Annotated in this window: 17 protein-coding genes and 1 pseudogene; 12 read left to right on the plus strand and 6 right to left on the minus strand. The window is 46.3% G+C overall.

Annotated features, from left to right (window positions below):
- Positions 1 to 17: 17 nt before the first annotated feature.
- From abfA to BLL41_RS05625, 7 genes and pseudogenes are all read left to right on the plus strand, one after another.
- On the plus strand, positions 18 to 1,520 hold the full coding sequence (gene abfA, locus BLL41_RS05595) for an alpha-L-arabinofuranosidase AbfA (protein ID WP_071577081.1): 1,503 nt from the start codon (positions 18 to 20) through the stop codon (positions 1,518 to 1,520).
- A gap of 151 nt (positions 1,521 to 1,671) precedes the next feature.
- Positions 1,672 to 1,998 (plus strand): PadR family transcriptional regulator, encoded by a 327-nt coding sequence (locus BLL41_RS05600; RefSeq protein WP_071577082.1) that lies wholly within the window; start codon positions 1,672 to 1,674, stop codon positions 1,996 to 1,998.
- A complete protein-coding gene (locus tag BLL41_RS05605; protein WP_071577083.1) occupies positions 1,995 to 2,549 on the plus strand; it encodes an HAAS signaling domain-containing protein in 555 nt (184 codons plus the stop codon). Before BLL41_RS05600 ends, BLL41_RS05605 begins: the two co-directional genes overlap by 4 nt.
- Complete coding sequence (locus BLL41_RS05610) at positions 2,546 to 3,436, plus strand: DUF4097 family beta strand repeat-containing protein (protein ID WP_071577084.1); 891 nt, start codon at positions 2,546 to 2,548, stop codon at positions 3,434 to 3,436. The genes BLL41_RS05605 and BLL41_RS05610 overlap by 4 nt, the downstream gene beginning before the upstream one ends.
- 110 nt (positions 3,437 to 3,546) lie before the next feature.
- Complete coding sequence (gene cstA / locus BLL41_RS05615) at positions 3,547 to 5,343, plus strand: carbon starvation protein CstA (RefSeq protein WP_071577085.1); 1,797 nt, start codon at positions 3,547 to 3,549, stop codon at positions 5,341 to 5,343.
- Positions 5,286 to 5,473: pseudogene (locus BLL41_RS22975) on the plus strand (hypothetical protein). The gene cstA and the pseudogene BLL41_RS22975 overlap by 58 nt, the downstream one beginning before the upstream one ends.
- Positions 5,388 to 5,756: a VOC family protein gene (locus tag BLL41_RS05625; RefSeq protein WP_256252390.1), complete on the plus strand. Its 369-nt coding sequence runs from the start codon at positions 5,388 to 5,390 to the stop codon at positions 5,754 to 5,756. Before BLL41_RS22975 ends, BLL41_RS05625 begins: the two are co-directional and overlap by 86 nt.
- A gap of 38 nt (positions 5,757 to 5,794) precedes the next feature.
- On the opposite strand, the gene BLL41_RS05630 is transcribed toward BLL41_RS05625, so the two are convergent.
- The 4 genes from BLL41_RS05630 to sspI form a co-directional block, all read right to left on the minus strand.
- The gene (locus tag BLL41_RS05630; RefSeq protein ID WP_071577087.1) at positions 5,795 to 7,129 is read right to left on the minus strand and encodes a (Fe-S)-binding protein; all 1,335 of its coding nucleotides are present in this window, start codon (positions 7,127 to 7,129) and stop codon (positions 5,795 to 5,797) included.
- On the minus strand, positions 7,126 to 8,538 hold the full coding sequence (gene glcD, locus BLL41_RS05635) for a glycolate oxidase subunit GlcD (RefSeq protein WP_071577088.1): 1,413 nt from the start codon (positions 8,536 to 8,538) through the stop codon (positions 7,126 to 7,128). The genes BLL41_RS05630 and glcD overlap by 4 nt, the downstream gene beginning before the upstream one ends.
- Before the next feature lie 104 nt (positions 8,539 to 8,642).
- On the minus strand, positions 8,643 to 9,749 hold the full coding sequence (locus BLL41_RS05640) for a CdaR family transcriptional regulator (RefSeq protein ID WP_071577089.1): 1,107 nt from the start codon (positions 9,747 to 9,749) through the stop codon (positions 8,643 to 8,645).
- Between the two features lie 68 nt (positions 9,750 to 9,817).
- Positions 9,818 to 10,033, minus strand: coding sequence for a small acid-soluble spore protein SspI (sspI, locus tag BLL41_RS05645; protein WP_003222464.1), 216 nt, complete (start codon positions 10,031 to 10,033; stop codon positions 9,818 to 9,820).
- Between the two features lie 118 nt (positions 10,034 to 10,151).
- On the opposite strand from sspI, the gene BLL41_RS05650 reads away from it, so the two are divergent.
- Positions 10,152 to 10,898: a TrmH family RNA methyltransferase gene (locus BLL41_RS05650; RefSeq protein ID WP_071577090.1), complete on the plus strand. Its 747-nt coding sequence runs from the start codon at positions 10,152 to 10,154 to the stop codon at positions 10,896 to 10,898.
- 66 nt (positions 10,899 to 10,964) lie between these two features.
- On the opposite strand, the gene BLL41_RS05655 is transcribed toward BLL41_RS05650, so the two are convergent.
- Positions 10,965 to 11,171 (minus strand): hypothetical protein, encoded by a 207-nt coding sequence (locus tag BLL41_RS05655; protein WP_071577091.1) that lies wholly within the window; start codon positions 11,169 to 11,171, stop codon positions 10,965 to 10,967.
- 81 nt (positions 11,172 to 11,252) lie between these two features.
- Between BLL41_RS05655 and pheS the strand changes: the two genes are divergently transcribed.
- Together pheS and pheT are read left to right on the plus strand one after the other, a co-directional pair.
- On the plus strand, positions 11,253 to 12,287 hold the full coding sequence (pheS, locus tag BLL41_RS05660; RefSeq protein ID WP_071577092.1) for a phenylalanine--tRNA ligase subunit alpha: 1,035 nt from the start codon (positions 11,253 to 11,255) through the stop codon (positions 12,285 to 12,287).
- A 14-nt stretch (positions 12,288 to 12,301) separates the two neighbouring features.
- Positions 12,302 to 14,716, plus strand: a complete 2,415-nt coding sequence (gene pheT, locus BLL41_RS05665) for a phenylalanine--tRNA ligase subunit beta (RefSeq protein ID WP_071577093.1) — start codon at positions 12,302 to 12,304, stop codon at positions 14,714 to 14,716.
- A 35-nt stretch (positions 14,717 to 14,751) separates the two neighbouring features.
- Here pheT and rnhC read toward each other — a convergent pair whose 3' ends face one another.
- Positions 14,752 to 15,693, minus strand: a complete 942-nt coding sequence (rnhC, locus tag BLL41_RS05670) for a ribonuclease HIII (protein ID WP_071577094.1) — start codon at positions 15,691 to 15,693, stop codon at positions 14,752 to 14,754.
- Between the two features lie 133 nt (positions 15,694 to 15,826).
- Between rnhC and zapA the strand changes: the two genes are divergently transcribed.
- Positions 15,827 to 16,084, plus strand: coding sequence for a cell division protein ZapA (gene zapA, locus BLL41_RS05675; protein ID WP_003229534.1), 258 nt, complete (start codon positions 15,827 to 15,829; stop codon positions 16,082 to 16,084).
- Between the two features lie 6 nt (positions 16,085 to 16,090).
- A complete protein-coding gene (locus BLL41_RS05680; protein WP_014664899.1) occupies positions 16,091 to 16,624 on the plus strand; it encodes a CvpA family protein in 534 nt (177 codons plus the stop codon).
- Positions 16,625 to 16,687: the final 63 nt, after the last annotated feature.

Consider the following 16,687-nt stretch of genomic DNA (forward strand, 5'->3'; position numbering starts at 1 on the left):
GAAGGAGGAAACGTGTGATGAAAAAAGCACGAATGATTGTAGACAAAGAATATAAAATCGGTGAAGTAGATAAACGGATTTACGGATCGTTTATCGAACATATGGGGCGTGCGGTATACGAAGGCATATATGAGCCTGATCACCCTGAAGCGGATGAAGATGGGTTTAGAAAAGATGTCCAGTCGCTGATCAAAGAATTACAGGTTCCGATCATCCGCTATCCGGGCGGAAACTTTCTATCTGGATACAACTGGGAGGACGGTGTCGGACCTGTCGAAAATCGCCCGAGACGGCTTGATTTAGCATGGCAAACGACAGAAACCAATGAAGTGGGAACAAATGAATTTTTAACTTGGGCAAAAAAGGTGAACACCGAGGTCAATATGGCCGTCAATCTCGGCACAAGAGGCCTAGATGCCGCCCGTAATCTCGTTGAATATTGCAACCATCCGAAAGGCTCTTACTGGAGTGATTTAAGAAGATCACATGGCTATGAACAGCCGTACGGCATTAAAACATGGTGCTTAGGAAACGAAATGGATGGACCGTGGCAGATCGGCCACAAAACAGCTGATGAATACGGACGGCTAGCCGCAGAGACGGCAAAGGTCATGAAATGGGTTGATCCATCAATTGAACTTGTTGCCTGCGGCAGCTCAAACAGCGGCATGCCGACCTTTATCGATTGGGAAGCGAAGGTGCTGGAGCATACGTACGAGCATGTCGATTATATCTCTCTTCACACCTACTACGGAAACCGGGATAACAATCTTCCAAACTACTTGGCCCGTTCCATGGATCTGGATCATTTCATTAAATCTGTCGCCGCAACCTGTGACTATGTAAAAGCAAAAACACGCAGCAAGAAAACCATCAATCTCTCTTTGGATGAATGGAACGTATGGTATCACTCAAATGAGGCTGATAAAAAAGTCGAGCCATGGATCACTGCGCGTCCGATTTTAGAGGATATTTACAATTTTGAAGATGCCTTATTAGTTGGCTCGCTCCTCATTACGATGCTGCAGCACGCAGATCGTGTGAAAATCGCGTGTCTTGCGCAGCTTGTAAATGTCATCGCGCCGATCATGACGGAAAAAGGCGGAGAAGCATGGAGACAGCCGATTTTCTATCCATACATGCATGCTTCTGTTTACGGAAGGGGTGAGTCACTGAAACCGCTTATTTCTTCTCCGAAGTACGACTGTTCTGATTTTACTGATGTGCCATATGTTGATGCTGCTGTTGTGTACTCTGAAGAGGAAGAAACCCTCACTATTTTTGCGGTAAACAAGGCTGAGGATCAGATGGAGACGGAGGTTTCGCTCAGAGGCTTTGAATCCTACCAAATCGCAGAGCACATCGTACTTGAGCATCAGGATATCAAAGCGACAAACCAGCATAACAGAAAAAATGTCGTCCCGCATTCCAACGGAACATCGTCTGTCAGCGAAAACGGCTTAACTGCTCATTTCACGCCGCTTTCCTGGAATGTGATCCGCCTGAAAAAACAGTCATAAGAGAAGCAAAGCCGGAGATTTCTCTCCGGTTTTTCTTTTTTTCTCAGTAGATATCATTCAGTACCTTGTAATGTTCAGTAGTGGATGTTACCATATAGATAAGTGGTGGGAAAAATAAACAAAATTGACCAGCCGCAGGGAGGATCTTATGATGAATGCTCAATTCAAAAAGGGAGCATTAGAGCTATGTGTGCTTGTATTAATATCCGAAAAAGACCAATACGGATATGAGCTTTCTCAAAACATTTCCAGGCACATGGTAATTGCTGAAGGCACCTTATATCCTCTTCTCAGGAGACTGACGAAAGAAGAGTATTTAGAAACATATATGGCGCCGTCTTCCGAAGGGCCTGCCAGAAAATATTACACGATGTCAAAGCTTGGTTTCATGCGAATGAAACTGCTGCTGGCAGAATGGGATCAGTTCACAGCATCTGTCAATCAAATCATTGATGCGGCAAGGGGAGGAGAACGATGAATCAAGAACAGTTTTTACAGGAGTTAAGTAAAGCGTTACAGCCGCTTTCTAAAGAAGAGCGGAATGAGATCTTATTTGATTTTGAAGAACATATTACAGAAGGGATGAAAGAAGGCAGGCCGGAAGCGGACATCATCAGGGAACTCGGCTCCCTAAAACAAATAGCAAAGGAATTGGTGCCAGATGTCACGGAAACGGCTCCAGCAGTGCAGCGCCCTAAGAAGAACCTCTTTCAGATGGCATGTTCAGCAGCAGCGATAAGCATCTTAAATTTGATTTTTGTGCTGGGACCAGCTATTGGCATTTTTGGAGTGTACGTGGGTTTATGCGGGGCGGCGCTTGCACTTTCTGTATCACCAATTATGTTTGTCGGCATGGTGATGTTTCAAATGAATACGCACATGATGCTGGAGTTCTTTTTATCACTCGTGTTTGGCAGTCTGGGACTGCTCTTGTGTATAGGGATGTGGCATTTAGGCAAGCTGCTGTATGGCATGAGTTTGCGATATATCAGATATAATTTAAAGCTGGTGACGGGGGCGCAGACATGAAAAAAATCATAATAGGATTGATCGCAGTATTTGCAGTCGGGGTAATCGGAGCTGTCATCTCTGCGGCTGCCTCGGATTTTACAGGAGAAGAGGTGAAAGCTGCCGAAACATATGATCCTGAAGATATTAAAAAAATTGAGGTAACAACGAGTTCGATGAATGCAGAGGTCAAAAGCGGGCAAACGGATGATATTCAGGTAGCTGCTGAAGGACAAGTCAGTGATAAAAGCAAAAAGCTGTTCGATGTGACACAAGATGGCAATTCATTAACAATCAATCAAATAGCACGCGAGAATATCATCTCTTTTATACCGTGGGGCAGCGAAAAGGATATGAAAATCACAATCACGATTCCGGAAAAGAAGTATGATGAGATAACCGTAACGACAACCTCTGGCGATATTTTGATAGAAAATACGCAAACGGATCAATCAGCTGCTGACTCTACATCAGGAAATATTGAGCTGAAGCATACACGCATCGAAAACGAGCTGACGCTAAAAACAACGAGCGGAGATGTTCAAACTGACCAAAATTCATTCGGTCAAGGTGAAGTAAAGACAACAAGCGGATCAATAAAAAGCAGCCACACAACAGCTGAAAAGGTGAACTATAAGACAACTTCCGGGGATATTGATCTTCTTCAGGCTCATCAGAACGAAGAGGTCGACATCGTCACTACGAGTGGAAGTGTGTCAGTAGAGTATCAGAAAGAACCTGCTTCTTTGGCAGTGGATTTTCAGGCAGACTCAGGTGATGCCGCGGCCAATCTCGATCACATCTTGTATAAAGAAAAATCAGAGCACCGTATTGTAGGTTATGTAGGTGATAGCCCCTCTAACCGTTTAAAAGTTCGTACAACATCTGGAGACATTGAACTAAACTAACTGCCTCAAGCCGGCCCTTCCCAGCCGGCTTTTTGTATAGGAAAAAATGACCGCTTTTCCCCATGAAATTATGATATATTTATGAAAAACAGCAAAGGGGATGGGAGAAAATGAATGCGGTTACAATTGTGATAGCGTCAATGTGTATTTTGGCTATTGCCTATCGTTTATACGGAACATTTATGATGGTGAAGGTTCTCAAAGTAAATGATGACAAGCCGACACCTGCTCACGTGCTTGAGGATGGGAAAGACTATGTGCCTACAAATAAATGGGTTTCGTTCGGACACCATTTTGCCGCGATCGCAGCGGCCGGGCCGCTGGTCGGACCAATTCTGGCGGCGCAGTTTGGCTATTTGCCGGGGCTATTGTGGCTGTTAATCGGGGCGGTAATAGGGGGAGCCGTCCATGATATTGTTGTGCTGTTTGCATCAATGCGCAAAAACGGAAAATCGCTGTCGGAAGTGGCGAAGGATGAGCTTGGCCCTGTTGCCGGCTTTTGTACGGGACTTTCCATGCTGTTTATTATCACGATTACGATGGCGGGTCTCTCGATGGTCGTGCTGCACGCGCTTGAACGCAATCCGTGGGGGACATTTGCGGTAGGGATTACGATTCCGATTGCGATGGGCGTGGGCTTATTTTATAAGAAAACGGGAAATTTAAAGCTCGCGTCAACGGTCGGTTTTCTCTTTTTAATGGCAGGAGTCTTTATCGGCCCATGGGTACAGACTACCGCGCTCGGTGACTTTTTAACACTAGATACGAAAACGCTTGCAATCGCGCTCCCTGTTTATGCGTTTTTTGCCGCTGCACTTCCTGTTTGGCTGCTTCTCGCACCGCGTGATTATTTAAGCAGCTTTATGAAAATCGGTGTTTTTATCGCTTTGATTGTTGGTGTGTTTGTCGTCAATCCGTCCATTCCGTTTCCTGCGTTTACAGAATTCGTAAAAGGCGGCGGGCCTGTGCTGGCAGGACCTGTCTGGCCGTTCATCTCAATAACCATCGCCTGCGGGGCGATCTCTGGGTTCCATGCCTTTGTCGGCTCAGGAACGACACCGAAAATGCTGAATAAATGGAGTGACATGAAGCCGGTGGCCTTTGGCGCAATGCTTGTTGAGTGTCTTGTCGGCATCATGGCGCTGATTGCGGCAACCGCCTTGCAGCCTGCTGATTACTTCGCAATTAACAGCACGCCTGAGGTTTTCCGTACGCTTGGCATGAATGTCGTACATCTGCCTGAATTGAGCAGGGAAATCGGCTTGGACCTAGAAGGAAGAACTGGGGGAGCGGTCACGCTTGCGGTGGGTATGACTTATATTTTTACCGGAATGCCGTTTTTCAGCCATTTGGCCTCATACTTTTTCCAATTTGTCATTATGTTTGAAGCGGTATTTATTTTAACAGCGATTGACGCCGGCACACGAGTTGCCCGTTATTTGATCCAAGATTTCTTCGGAGAGGTGTATAAACCGCTGAAGAAAACAGACTGGATTCCGGGTTCTGTATTTGCCAGCGCGCTTGCCTGTTTGATGTGGGGGTACTTGCTGTATTCAGGAGATATCGGTTCCATTTGGGCGCTGTTCGGCGTTTCCAATCAGCTGATGGCGTCAGTAGGGCTGATTATCGGAGCGACCATCGTGTTGAAAATCGCCGATAAACGCCGATACATTTTGACCTGTCTTATCCCGCTTGCCTATTTATATGTCACTGTCAACTATGCGGGCTATTGGATGGTGCGCCATGTATATCTTAACCCTGAAGCAGCAGGATATAGTGTATTGAATGGCGTATTATCTATCATCATGCTGGTGTTAGGCTTCATCATTATCGTGGCGGCCGTGAAAAAGTGGGCACAGATGTGGAAAGATCCGAGTTTAAGGATGGAAGCATCTATACCGGGCTAGAAGGACTATAGAAAATGCTGAGGGGGATGGCAATGAATCTATCAATGAAATATCTTATTCTATACGTGTCAGACAGCAAGCGGGCTGTTCATTTTTACCGCGATATTTTAGGACTGCCGATTCGTGCTGAACACGGCACGTATGTCGAATTTGAAACAGGGTCTACGATATTGGCGCTTAATACGCGGGAAAGCGCCAGAGACATCACGGCGCTGGACATTCCGGATACATCAGCTTCAAACACATTTGAAATCGGGTTTGTTACTGAAAATGTAGAGACTGTCATTAAAAGGATGAGAGAACAAGGCGTCTCGATTATCGGGGAGCCGAAAGTGAAACCATGGGGGCAGACGGTCGCCTATATCGCAGATCCGGATGGACATTATATCGAAATTTGCAGTCCGATGGAATAACGAACAAAAGCCCAAAACAATTTCTGTTTTGGGCTTTCTCATGTTGTTCTCTGCCCGGCTGCTTCCAATAGCAAATCAGCCAGGTGAACGGCTCTGACTTTACCGCTTAGTCCTTCGCGTTCAATCCCAAGCTTCATCTGCAGCAGGCAGCCGGGATTTGCTGTTACAATGAGGATCGCTTCGGTTGCTTTGACGGCAGCCATCTTACTGTCCAGTATTTTCATAGACATTTCAGCTTCGACGATATTGTAAATTCCCGCTGACCCGCAGCAGCTGTCTGCTTTCTCCATTTCTTTGAATTCAGCCCCTTTGATGCTTTGGAGCAGTTGGCGGGGCTCAAGCGACGTATGCATTACATTTCTTAGGTGGCATGAATCTTGATAGGTAACGACCTGAGGCGTCTCGAGCACTAAGTCCATTTGATGGAAATTGAGTTCAACCAAAACAGAAGAAAAATCCTTCAGCTTTTGAACAAAAACGGCTGCCCGCTCCGACCATTCCGGGTCATCCTTCAGCAAATGATCATATTCGGTAAGAAAGGCTCCGCATCCTCCTGCGTTTGTAATGACTGCATCCACGTCTAATGCTTCGAAAGCAGCGATATTTTGTTTCGCGAGCTCTTTCCCTGCGTTTTTTTCACCGCTATGCCCATGCAATGCCCCGCAGCAAGCCTGTTCACTCGGGATGGCAATGTCGCAGCCCGCCAGCTGCAGCAGCTTCAATGTGGCATTGTTAGTCGGTAAAAACATCGTATCCATTAAGCAGCCTGAAAAAAAGGCGACCCGTTTTTTCATGGGGCCAATGGACGGCAGGAAACGAGGCCGATTGTTCATTTCTTTGCTTTTTGGAATATCAGGAAGAACAGCTTCCATCGTCCGCAAATGCTCAGGCAGGACGCGAAGCATACCGGTTTTTCGCACAGCGGTTTGCAGTCCTGACCGCTGATACAAACCGATAAGGCTTACAGCTGCGCGCATTCGGTTTTGGTGCGGAAACAGCTCGTGAAAAGCCGTCTTTCGCATGACACGTGCGCCAAGCGAGTGTTTTTTATTTTGGTGGATAATATCTCTGGCTTCCTCCAGCAGCTGACCGTATTTCACGCCGGATGGGCATACGGGTTCACAGGCTCGGCAGCCGAGGCAAAGTGACAGCGAACGTTCGACATCATCATCCGGTTCAATCATACCGTCCGCAACGGCTTTCATTAAGGCGATACGCCCGCGCGGGGAGTGTGTTTCCTGAAATCCCGATTCGATATAGGTCGGACAGGAAGGGAGACAAAATCCGCAGCGCATACAATTTAATAACTCACCTTCATCCATACGCTCTTTAAATTCATTTTGGATCTGTTTCATTTCTTTTTCTGTTGTCATCTTTGTGCCACCACACGTTTTCTGGCATCTTTTGCAAACACCTTGCCCGGATTTAATATGTTCTGGGGATCAAATGCCGCTTTCAACGCTTTCATCGCATCAATGCCTTCTTTTTTCAGCTTCATTTCCAAGTAAGGCGCTTTCATGGCTCCGACTCCGTGCTCTCCGGTTATCGTGCCGCCAAGTTCAATCGCTTTCTCAAAAATCTCGGCAAAAGCCTGTTCGACACGCTCCATCTCATCTTCATTGCGTATATCTGTCGTGCATGTCGGATGGAGGTTTCCGTCTCCTGCGTGGCCGAAGGTGCAAATGGAAATATCGTATTTAGCAGCTATATGATTAATCGCTTTAACCATATTGGCGATTTCTGAGCGAGGAACAGTCGCATCCTCTAAAATCGTCGTCGGCTTGAGGCGTGCAAGGGCAGAAAGTGCAGAGCGCCGTGCTTCAGTCAGGGCGAATGCCTCCTCCTCCGTTTGTGCGGTCTGAACGGAAACGGCGTTGCCTTTTTTGCAGATCGCCTCAATCTTTTCCATATCCCGTTCAACGGTTTCAAGCGGCCCGTCTTGTTCAATTAACAGAACTGCCTTTGCGCTTGTCGGAAGTCCGATTTTGGCATAATCCTCTATTACCAATAGTGTAGGCTGGTCCAGAAATTCAAGCGTTGCGGGTATCATTTTCGCGGAAATAATGTCCGATACCGTTTGAGCAGCGGCATCGATGCTTTCATAAAGGGCAAGCAGCGTCTTCTTGGTTTCCGGTTTTGGAACAAGTTTGACGATGGCTTCTGTCACAATGCCGAGTGTTCCTTCTGAACCGACAAAAAGACGCGTCAGATCGTATCCGGCCACATCCTTCGCGAGTTTTCCTCCGGTGCGGATGATGTCTCCATTTGCGAGCACAACCTCCAGACCAATCACATAGTCGCGAGTAACGCCGTATTTTAATCCGCGGAGCCCGCCGGAATTTTCATTGATGTTTCCGCCGATTGTTGATATTTTCATAGAACTCGGATCGGGCGGATAAAATAAACCTTTGCTTTCAACTGCACGGATCATATCCAACGTAATGACGCCCGGCTGAACTGTGGCAGTTAAATTTTCTTCATCAATCTCAAGAATCTTGTTCATGTGCTTAAAGAGAAGCACAAGTCCGCCTTCAGTCGGGCACGTGCCGCCGCATAGGTTTGTCCCTGATCCTCTCGGAACGATTGGCACGCGATGTTCTCTGCAAATCGTTAAAATTTGTGAAACTTCATCTGTATTCCTGGGCGCAATCACGGCCTCAGGCATAGATTGAAACTGCGGCGTCGCATCATAAGAATAAACGAGCCGGCCGGCTTTTGAGTCATCAAAGTTTTCGGGTCCGACGATTTGAATCAGCTGTCCTTTTACATCCTTTGTGATCATTTCACCACAATCCCCCTTTTGAAAAACGCTTTCAATCTATTGTAAAAGAAAAAAAGCAAAGCTTTCCATGGAGAAACATACAAAAAATGAAGCTAAAACTCTTTCTATTTTGTATCTTGATCTAAAAAATAGAGTGCGACGTACATCGTGACGATGTCCTCGGTGCGGTCAAAGTGCAAACCGGTAAGCTGTTCAGCCTTAGCCAGACGATAACGCAATGTATTGATATGAATATGCATATCTTCTGCGGTTTGTTTCAAAGACAAATCATGTAGGAAGAAGGTCCGTATCGTTCTCATTAGTTCCTGATGCCGAAGCGTCTCTCCGAATACTCTTTGCGGAAATTCGTTTCTGGTCCCCGGGCTGATTTCCGTCAGACACATATCAAGCTTCAGATCCTCTTCGAATATGGGCGTTTTTCGCTTAAGGCTGACAGCCAGCGCTTTTTCCGCTTGCTCGTATGATTCTGACAGGCTGGAGCTTGCAACAGCCCTTCCGGCGCCAGCTGCTGCCAATTGGCTGTTTGCGGTATTTGCAAACGAACAAATGTGAAGGATCTGCCGTAAAAGCCGATCTCTTTGTTCATGCTGTGGCACTTCGTGATTAATCAAAATCCGTTCATTTCCCCACCTGATGAACAAATCCGCAGGGTACGAGGATTTCCAGATACGTGCCATTTGCTCGATATCATGAGGTGACCACTCATACCCCTGAATCAGAATCATTTGACGCCAGGAGGCAAGGTCCACACCAAGAAGCTGAGCTTTCTCAAGAAAACCCGAAGACCACTCTTTTAATTGCAGCCAATCGATCATAAAAGACTCCAGCATTCTTTCACGCCACTGGGACTGCTCTAAATGCCATGATTCCTTAATGAACAGCTCTGTCATTTTTCGAAGCAGCTCCCCGTAAGGCTGAATCTCAGCCGGCTCACCTGTCAGCCCGAAGACAGCGATCACATCATGATCAGAAAATACAGGGAGGTTGATGCCTGCCTTTACTCCTTTTAACCTTTTTTCATCTTCCTTTGTAATAATGACGCTGTGTTTTTCTTTTGCGCAGAGAAGCGCTCCCTCATGAAATTCTCCGACCCGCTCATCGTTTGTGCTCGCCATAATAAGGCCGTCCGTGTTTACGATAATGACCTCACGTTCGTACATTTTTTTGACTTCAGCAATAATTTTTTTTGCTAATAATGGCTGTAAAAACATGGCGTTCCCCCTCATCATGTTTTTATTATATAAGAAAAAAACCGGGCGCAGTCACCCGGTTTCATGTCTTATTGGGCGGGTTTTAGTCCGCCTTCAAGCGTTTTCAGCATTTCGTTTTTCTCACTTTCGGATGCGTGCTGCCAAATGACTTCAAATAAAACGCCGAGCCCTGGAAGCATTTTTTCTTCCCCGCTTTGAATCGCATCTACAATTGTATGCTCAAGCTGCTCCTGATTATTGCCGGTTACGTTGGCAATGACGGCATGCCGTAAATTAAGATCCATGTAAAACGCTCCTTTTCCTAAAATGTAATACGTATATTCTAACCCTGCACCTGGTTTATTATGTGCTGTTCTTGCGATATAATAACATCATGTTAAAAAAAGGAGCGCCGCACAGACAGTGAAACATATAGAATCAGCAAAAAACCAAAAAGTGAAGGATTGGAAGAAGCTTCACACAAAAAAAGAACGAACAAAAACAAATACATTTCTGATAGAGGGAGAACACCTCGTTGAAGAGGCGCTGAAAAGCCCGGGTACGGTGAAAGAAATTCTTGTAAAGGATGAAACAAAGATTCCTTCAGATCTTGAGGCGAGTATCCAGTGCTATGTGCTGAGTGAAGATGCGTTTTCGACTGTTACTGAAACCGAAACGCCGCAGCAGATTGCCGCTGTATGCCATATGCCTGAAGAACAGCTGGCAACGGCACGCAAGGTGCTGCTGATTGACGCTGTTCAAGATCCGGGAAACCTCGGCACAATGATTCGAACGGCTGATGCGGCCGGTTTGGATGCGGTTGTACTCGGTGACGGCACGGCGGACGCCTTTAACGGAAAAACACTGCGGTCTGCGCAAGGATCTCACTTTCATATTCCTGTTGTGAGAAAAAACCTGCAGTCATATGTGGACGAATTGAAGGCAGAGGGCGTAAAAGTGTACGGCACGGCGCTGCAAAACGGAGCGCCTTACCGGGAGATCCCTCGGTCTGAATCCTTTGCGCTCATTGTAGGAAATGAAGGCGCAGGGGTGGATGCTGCATTGCTGGAAAAAACGGATTTGAACCTGTACGTGCCGCTTTACGGACAGGCTGAATCATTAAACGTTGCGGTTGCGGCTGCCATCCTCGTGTATCACTTGCGAGGATAGTGTTGCGCCAAGCGTTGGATTTCTCTATAATAGAACATAATATTTTAAAAACCGTGACAGAGGACCTCAATTTCTGATCAACTGCTTTCCAGGGAGAAAATGCCGCTGACTGAGAGCATTTTTAACGCAGCCGGAAATTGGCTTCACCTCTTGAGTTGTCGCCGGGACCGCGCACACTGCGCGTAAAGGTGAACCGGAATCTGATTCCGTTATGTCAATGAAGCTGACGACAGCATCAGTCTGTCTGAAATAAGGGTGGTACCGCGGCCACAACTCGTCCCTTGTACAAGGGACGGGTTTTTTTTATTTTCTAAAGACATATGACGGTTTGTTTACATAAAAGGAGGATGCAAAATGGAAGAAAAGCTAAAACAGCTGGAACAAGAAGCCATAGAACAAGTAGAAGCAGCAAGCTCATTAAAGGTTGTCAATGATATTCGGGTGCAATATCTCGGAAAAAAAGGGCCGATTACAGAAGTGCTGCGCGGAATGGGCAAACTTTCTGCAGAGGAACGTCCAAAAATGGGGGCGCTCGCGAACGAAGTAAGAGAGCGTATCGCTAATGCGATTGCTGACAAAAACGAGAAGCTTGAAGAAGAGGAAATGAAGCAGAAGCTTACGGGACAGACAATTGACGTCACGCTGCCTGGGAATCCTGTTGCAGTCGGCGGCCGCCATCCGCTCACTGTTGTCATTGAAGAAATTGAAGATTTATTTATCGGGATGGGCTACACAGTCGAAGAAGGGCCAGAGGTTGAAACGGATTACTACAATTTCGAATCGCTCAACCTGCCAAAAGAACACCCTGCGCGCGATATGCAGGACAGCTTTTACATCACAGAGGAAACTTTGATGAGAACGCAAACTTCTCCTGTCCAAACACGGACGATGGAAAAGCATGAAGGCAAAGGGCCTGTTAAAATCATTTGCCCGGGTAAAGTTTATCGCCGTGATAACGATGACGCGACGCACTCTCATCAATTTATGCAAATTGAAGGGCTTGTCGTTGACAAAAACATCAGCATGAGTGATTTAAAAGGAACGCTTGAACTCGTTGCGAAAAAAATGTTCGGGCAAGACCGCGAAATCAGACTCCGCCCAAGCTTCTTCCCGTTTACTGAGCCTTCAGTAGAAGTGGATGTGACATGCTTTAAATGCGGTGGAAACGGCTGCTCAGTATGTAAAGGAACAGGCTGGATCGAAATCCTCGGCGCCGGCATGGTTCACCCGAATGTGCTTAAAATGGCTGGCTTTGATCCGAAGGAATATCAGGGCTTCGCATTCGGAATGGGTGTTGAGCGCATCGCAATGCTGAAATACGGCATTGATGATATCCGCCACTTCTATACAAACGATGTCAGATTTATTTCGCAGTTTAAACAGGCGTAAGAGGAGGATGAAGGATGTTTGTTTCTTATAAATGGTTAGAGGATTATGTTGATTTAAAAGGCATGGACCCGGCTGTTCTTGCTGAAAAAATTACAAGAGCCGGTATTGAGGTTGAAGGAATTGAATACAAAGGAGAAGGCATCAAAGGCGTTGTCATCGGCCATGTGCTGGAGCGCGAGCAGCACCCGAATGCTGATAAGCTGAATAAGTGCCTTGTGGATATCGGAGCTGAAGCCCCTGTACAAATCATTTGCGGCGCGCCGAATGTGGATAAGGGACAAAAAGTCGCAGTTGCAACAGTCGGAGCGGTGCTGCCGGGCAATTTCAAAATCAAAAAAGCCAAGCTTCGCGGTGAAGAATCAAACGGCATGATCTGTTCTTTACAGGAGCTTGGGATTGAAAGCAAACTTGTGGCGAAGGAGTATGCAGAAGGCATTTTCGTATTCCCGAATGACGCTGAAACAGGAAGCGATGCTTTAGCTGCTTTACAGCTTGACGATGCGATTCTTGAGCTTGGCTTAACACCAAACCGCGCGGATGCCATGAACATGCTTGGTGTTGCTTTCGAGGTTGCGGCGATTTTAGACACTGAGGTAAAGCTTCCGCAAACGGATTACCCGGCTGCTTCAGAACAAGCGTCTGATTACATTGCTGTCAAAATCGAAGATCAGGAAGCGAACCCGCTGTATGCTGCAAAAATCATAAAAAATGTCACGATTGCTCCGTCACCTCTTTGGATGCAAACAAAGCTGATGAATGCAGGCATTCGTCCGCACAACAACGTTGTTGACATCACAAACTTTGTCCTGTTGGAATACGGACAGCCGCTTCACGCGTTTGATTATGACAGATTTGGCTCTAAGGAAGTCGTAGTAAGAAAAGCAGCTGAGAATGAAATGATCGTCACTCTTGATGATCAAGAACGTAAGCTGTCTGCCGATCACCTTGTCATTACAAACGGAACGAAAGTGCAAGCCGTTGCCGGTGTCATGGGAGGAGCAGAGTCAGAGGTTCAGGAAGATACGAAAACAATTTTGCTTGAGGCTGCTTATTTCAACGGGCAGACGGTTCGCAAGGCTTCGAAAGACCTTGGTTTGAGAAGTGAATCAAGCGTAAGGTTTGAAAAAGGAATTGATCCTGCGCGTGTACGTCTTGCAGCAGAACGGGCTGCACAGCTGATCCATTTGTATGCCGGCGGTGAGGTGCTTGCTGGAACGGTTGAGGAAGATCACCTGACAATCGAAGCAAATAACATTCACGTATCTGCTGACAAAGTGAGCAGCGTTCTAGGCATGACGATCAGCAAAGAAGAACTGATCAGCATTTATAAACGTCTCGGTTTTACGGTTGGTGAAGCGGATGATCTTCTCGTTGTGACCGTCCCATCACGCCGCGGCGACATTACAATAGAAGAGGATTTAATCGAAGAAGCGGCAAGACTGTACGGCTACGATAACATTCCGTCTACGCTTCCTGAGACAGCGGGAACAACAGGCGGATTAACGCCATATCAGGCAAAACGCCGTAAAGTCAGACGTTTCCTTGAAGGCGCAGGCTTATCCCAAGCCATCACTTACTCATTGACAAATGAGAAGAAAGCGGCAGCGTTTGCGATTGAAAAATCACTGAACACTGTGCTTGCGCTTCCTATGAGTGAAGAAAGAAGCATTCTCAGACACAGTCTTGTTCCGAATCTGCTTGATTCTGTTTCTTACAACCTCGCGAGACAGACTGACTCAGTTGCACTGTACGAGGTCGGCTCTGTTTTCCTGACGAAGGAAGAGGACACAAAACCTGTTGAAACAGAACGCGTGGCAGGAGCTGTTACCGGATTATGGCGCAAGCAGCTATGGCAGGGTGAGAAGAAACCAGTTGATTTCTTTGTTGTCAAAGGTATTGTGGAAGGGCTGTTAGACAAACTCAACGTCCTAGACAGCATTGAATTTGTACAGTCTGAACGCAAACAGCTGCACCCGGGCAGAACAGCGAACATTTTACTGAATGGTTCTCTGATCGGCTTTATCGGCCAAGTCCATCCTTCATTGGAAAAAGAACTGGATATAAAGGAAACATACGTTTTTGAGCTTGATCTTCATGCGTTGCTCGCTGCAGAAACAGCACCGCTTGTTTACACGGCGATTCCGAAATATCCGTCTGTGACACGTGATATCGCTCTTGTAACAGATAAAACCGTTACAAGCGGCCAGCTCGAGAGCGTCATTAAAGAGGCCGGCGGCAAGCTTCTGAAAGAGGTAACCGTATTTGACGTATACGAAGGAGAGCATATGGAGGAAGGCAAGAAGTCAGTCGCTTTCTCACTCCAGTATGTTAATCCTGAACAAACACTGACTGAAGAAGAAGTGACAAAAGCGCACAGTAAAGTGCTGAAGGCGTTAGAAGACACATATCAAGCTGTTTTAAGAGGCTGATAAAAAAGCTTGCAGAGAAATCTGCAAGCTTTTTTCTATGAACGTTTTTTATCCGCAAGACGCTGCGCTTTTTGCGTATTGGCGAAATGGAGTTTTGTAAAGGCTCTGAGTGCAGATGCCCCTTTTTTGAGAATCAGCTTGGCGGCCGCTTCATCGACGTGCGGTCCGGCTCCTTTCGGCAGCGTCATTCCTGCCTCGCGTGATAGTTTATCCATTTCCATTAAAAACGAATATCTTGCAATGATTGAAGCAGCAGCAACAGCCAGGTGAATACCCTCAGCTTTTGTGCTAAAATAGGTCCGCTCCTTCACAATGTCTCTGCCCTTTAAATGATTGAAGTAGACGCCTGGCTCAGCAAATTGGTCAATCAAAATCGCCTCAGGTTTTACTCCATCCATTTTCCTTAATAAATGGGTGATCGCCTGATTGTGCAGCAATGCTTTCATTTTCCCTTGGCTCATGCCTTTTTCCTGCATGCTGTTATACTTTTCATTCTTTAAAACCAGCAGGCTGTACGGAATGGTTTTAATCAGGTTTCGGGCAATCTCGATGATTTGCGGATCCTTTAAATCCTTAGAATCCTTCACACCGAGTTCCTTCATTAAAGGAAGCATAGTTTTGTCAACGTACGCGCATACAACCGTCATTGGGCCAAAGTAATCCCCGGTTCCGACTTCGTCAGAGCCGATAACAGACATGCCGGCGATATCCGCCGGAGGGGCATAGCGGGGATCAGCCGGCTTTTTGGCAGGTTTTTTCTTTTCCTGAGGCTCAGCTGTTCCCCAGCGCGCGGATTCTGCCGCTGCGTTTTTGCCTTGAAACAAGACCTTGCCTGATTGATATGCTGTAATGGTACAGCCGGGCGGTTTCGCCTGAAAAACGGCTCCCTGCGGAACAGATGCGGTAAGCGAACCGCTGTATGTCATTTTCATTTGGTCAATAGCAGACAACGATACTTTTATCACTGAATGGGACACGTAATAATCTCCTTTTTTTACACTTTTCGCTGTATATACCAGTGTATCATAACAGCGGGAGGCTCGTCTTTCCATTCATTTAATAAACGTGTTATGATAAGAACTAGGATTCTCGCGGAATGGAGGAGAAACGTTGTCTGACGGCAAAAAAACAAAAACAACCGTTGACATTTACGGCCAGCACTTCACGATTGTCGGTGAAGAAAGCAGAGCCCATATGAGGTATGTCGCCGGAATTGTTGATGATAAAATGAGAGAAATCAATGAAAAAAATCCATACCTTGATATAAATAAACTTGCAGTGCTGACAGCGGTAAATGTGGTGCACGATTATGTCAAATTACAAGAGAAATGTGAAAAACTGGAGCGTCAGCTTAAAGAAAAGGATTGAACAACTATGCTAGATATCATCATCTTAATCTTGCTCCTGATGGGGACTTTACTGGGGTTAAAACGCGGTTTTATCCTGCAGTTTATCCGCTTGACGAGCTTTATTTTATCGATCGCCTTTGCGGCTTTATTCTATAAAAATGTGGCGCCGCATTTAAAGTGGATTCCCGCACCCGACTTTTCAGCGGGGCAGCCGGCTCTTTCTTTTTTTACGGGAAATTTAGAAGCGGCCTATTATAATGCGATTGCGTTTATCGTTTTATTTATCATCGCTAAAATCTTACTGAGAATCATCGGCTCGTTCTTGAGTATTGTCGCCGGCATTCCGGTGATCAAACAAATCAACCAGTTGCTGGGCGCCGTTCTCGGTTTTCTAGAAGTCTATTTATTTACATTTGTGCTGTTGTATGTCGCATCCGTTCTGCCGGTAGATGCGTTGCAGCAAATGATGGGGCAATCGTCTCTCGCAAATGTGATCATTAACCATACACCGTACTTGTCAGGGCTTTTAGAAGAGCTGTGGACACAGTACGGGGCATAAAAAACTTCTCTTGTCCGGAGAAGTTTTTTTCGAGTATGATGGAAACATATGTGAACGTCTGGG

This window comes from Bacillus sp. FMQ74 (assembly GCF_001875785.1).
GTDB classification, from domain to species: Bacteria; Bacillota; Bacilli; order Bacillales; family Bacillaceae; genus Bacillus; species Bacillus stercoris.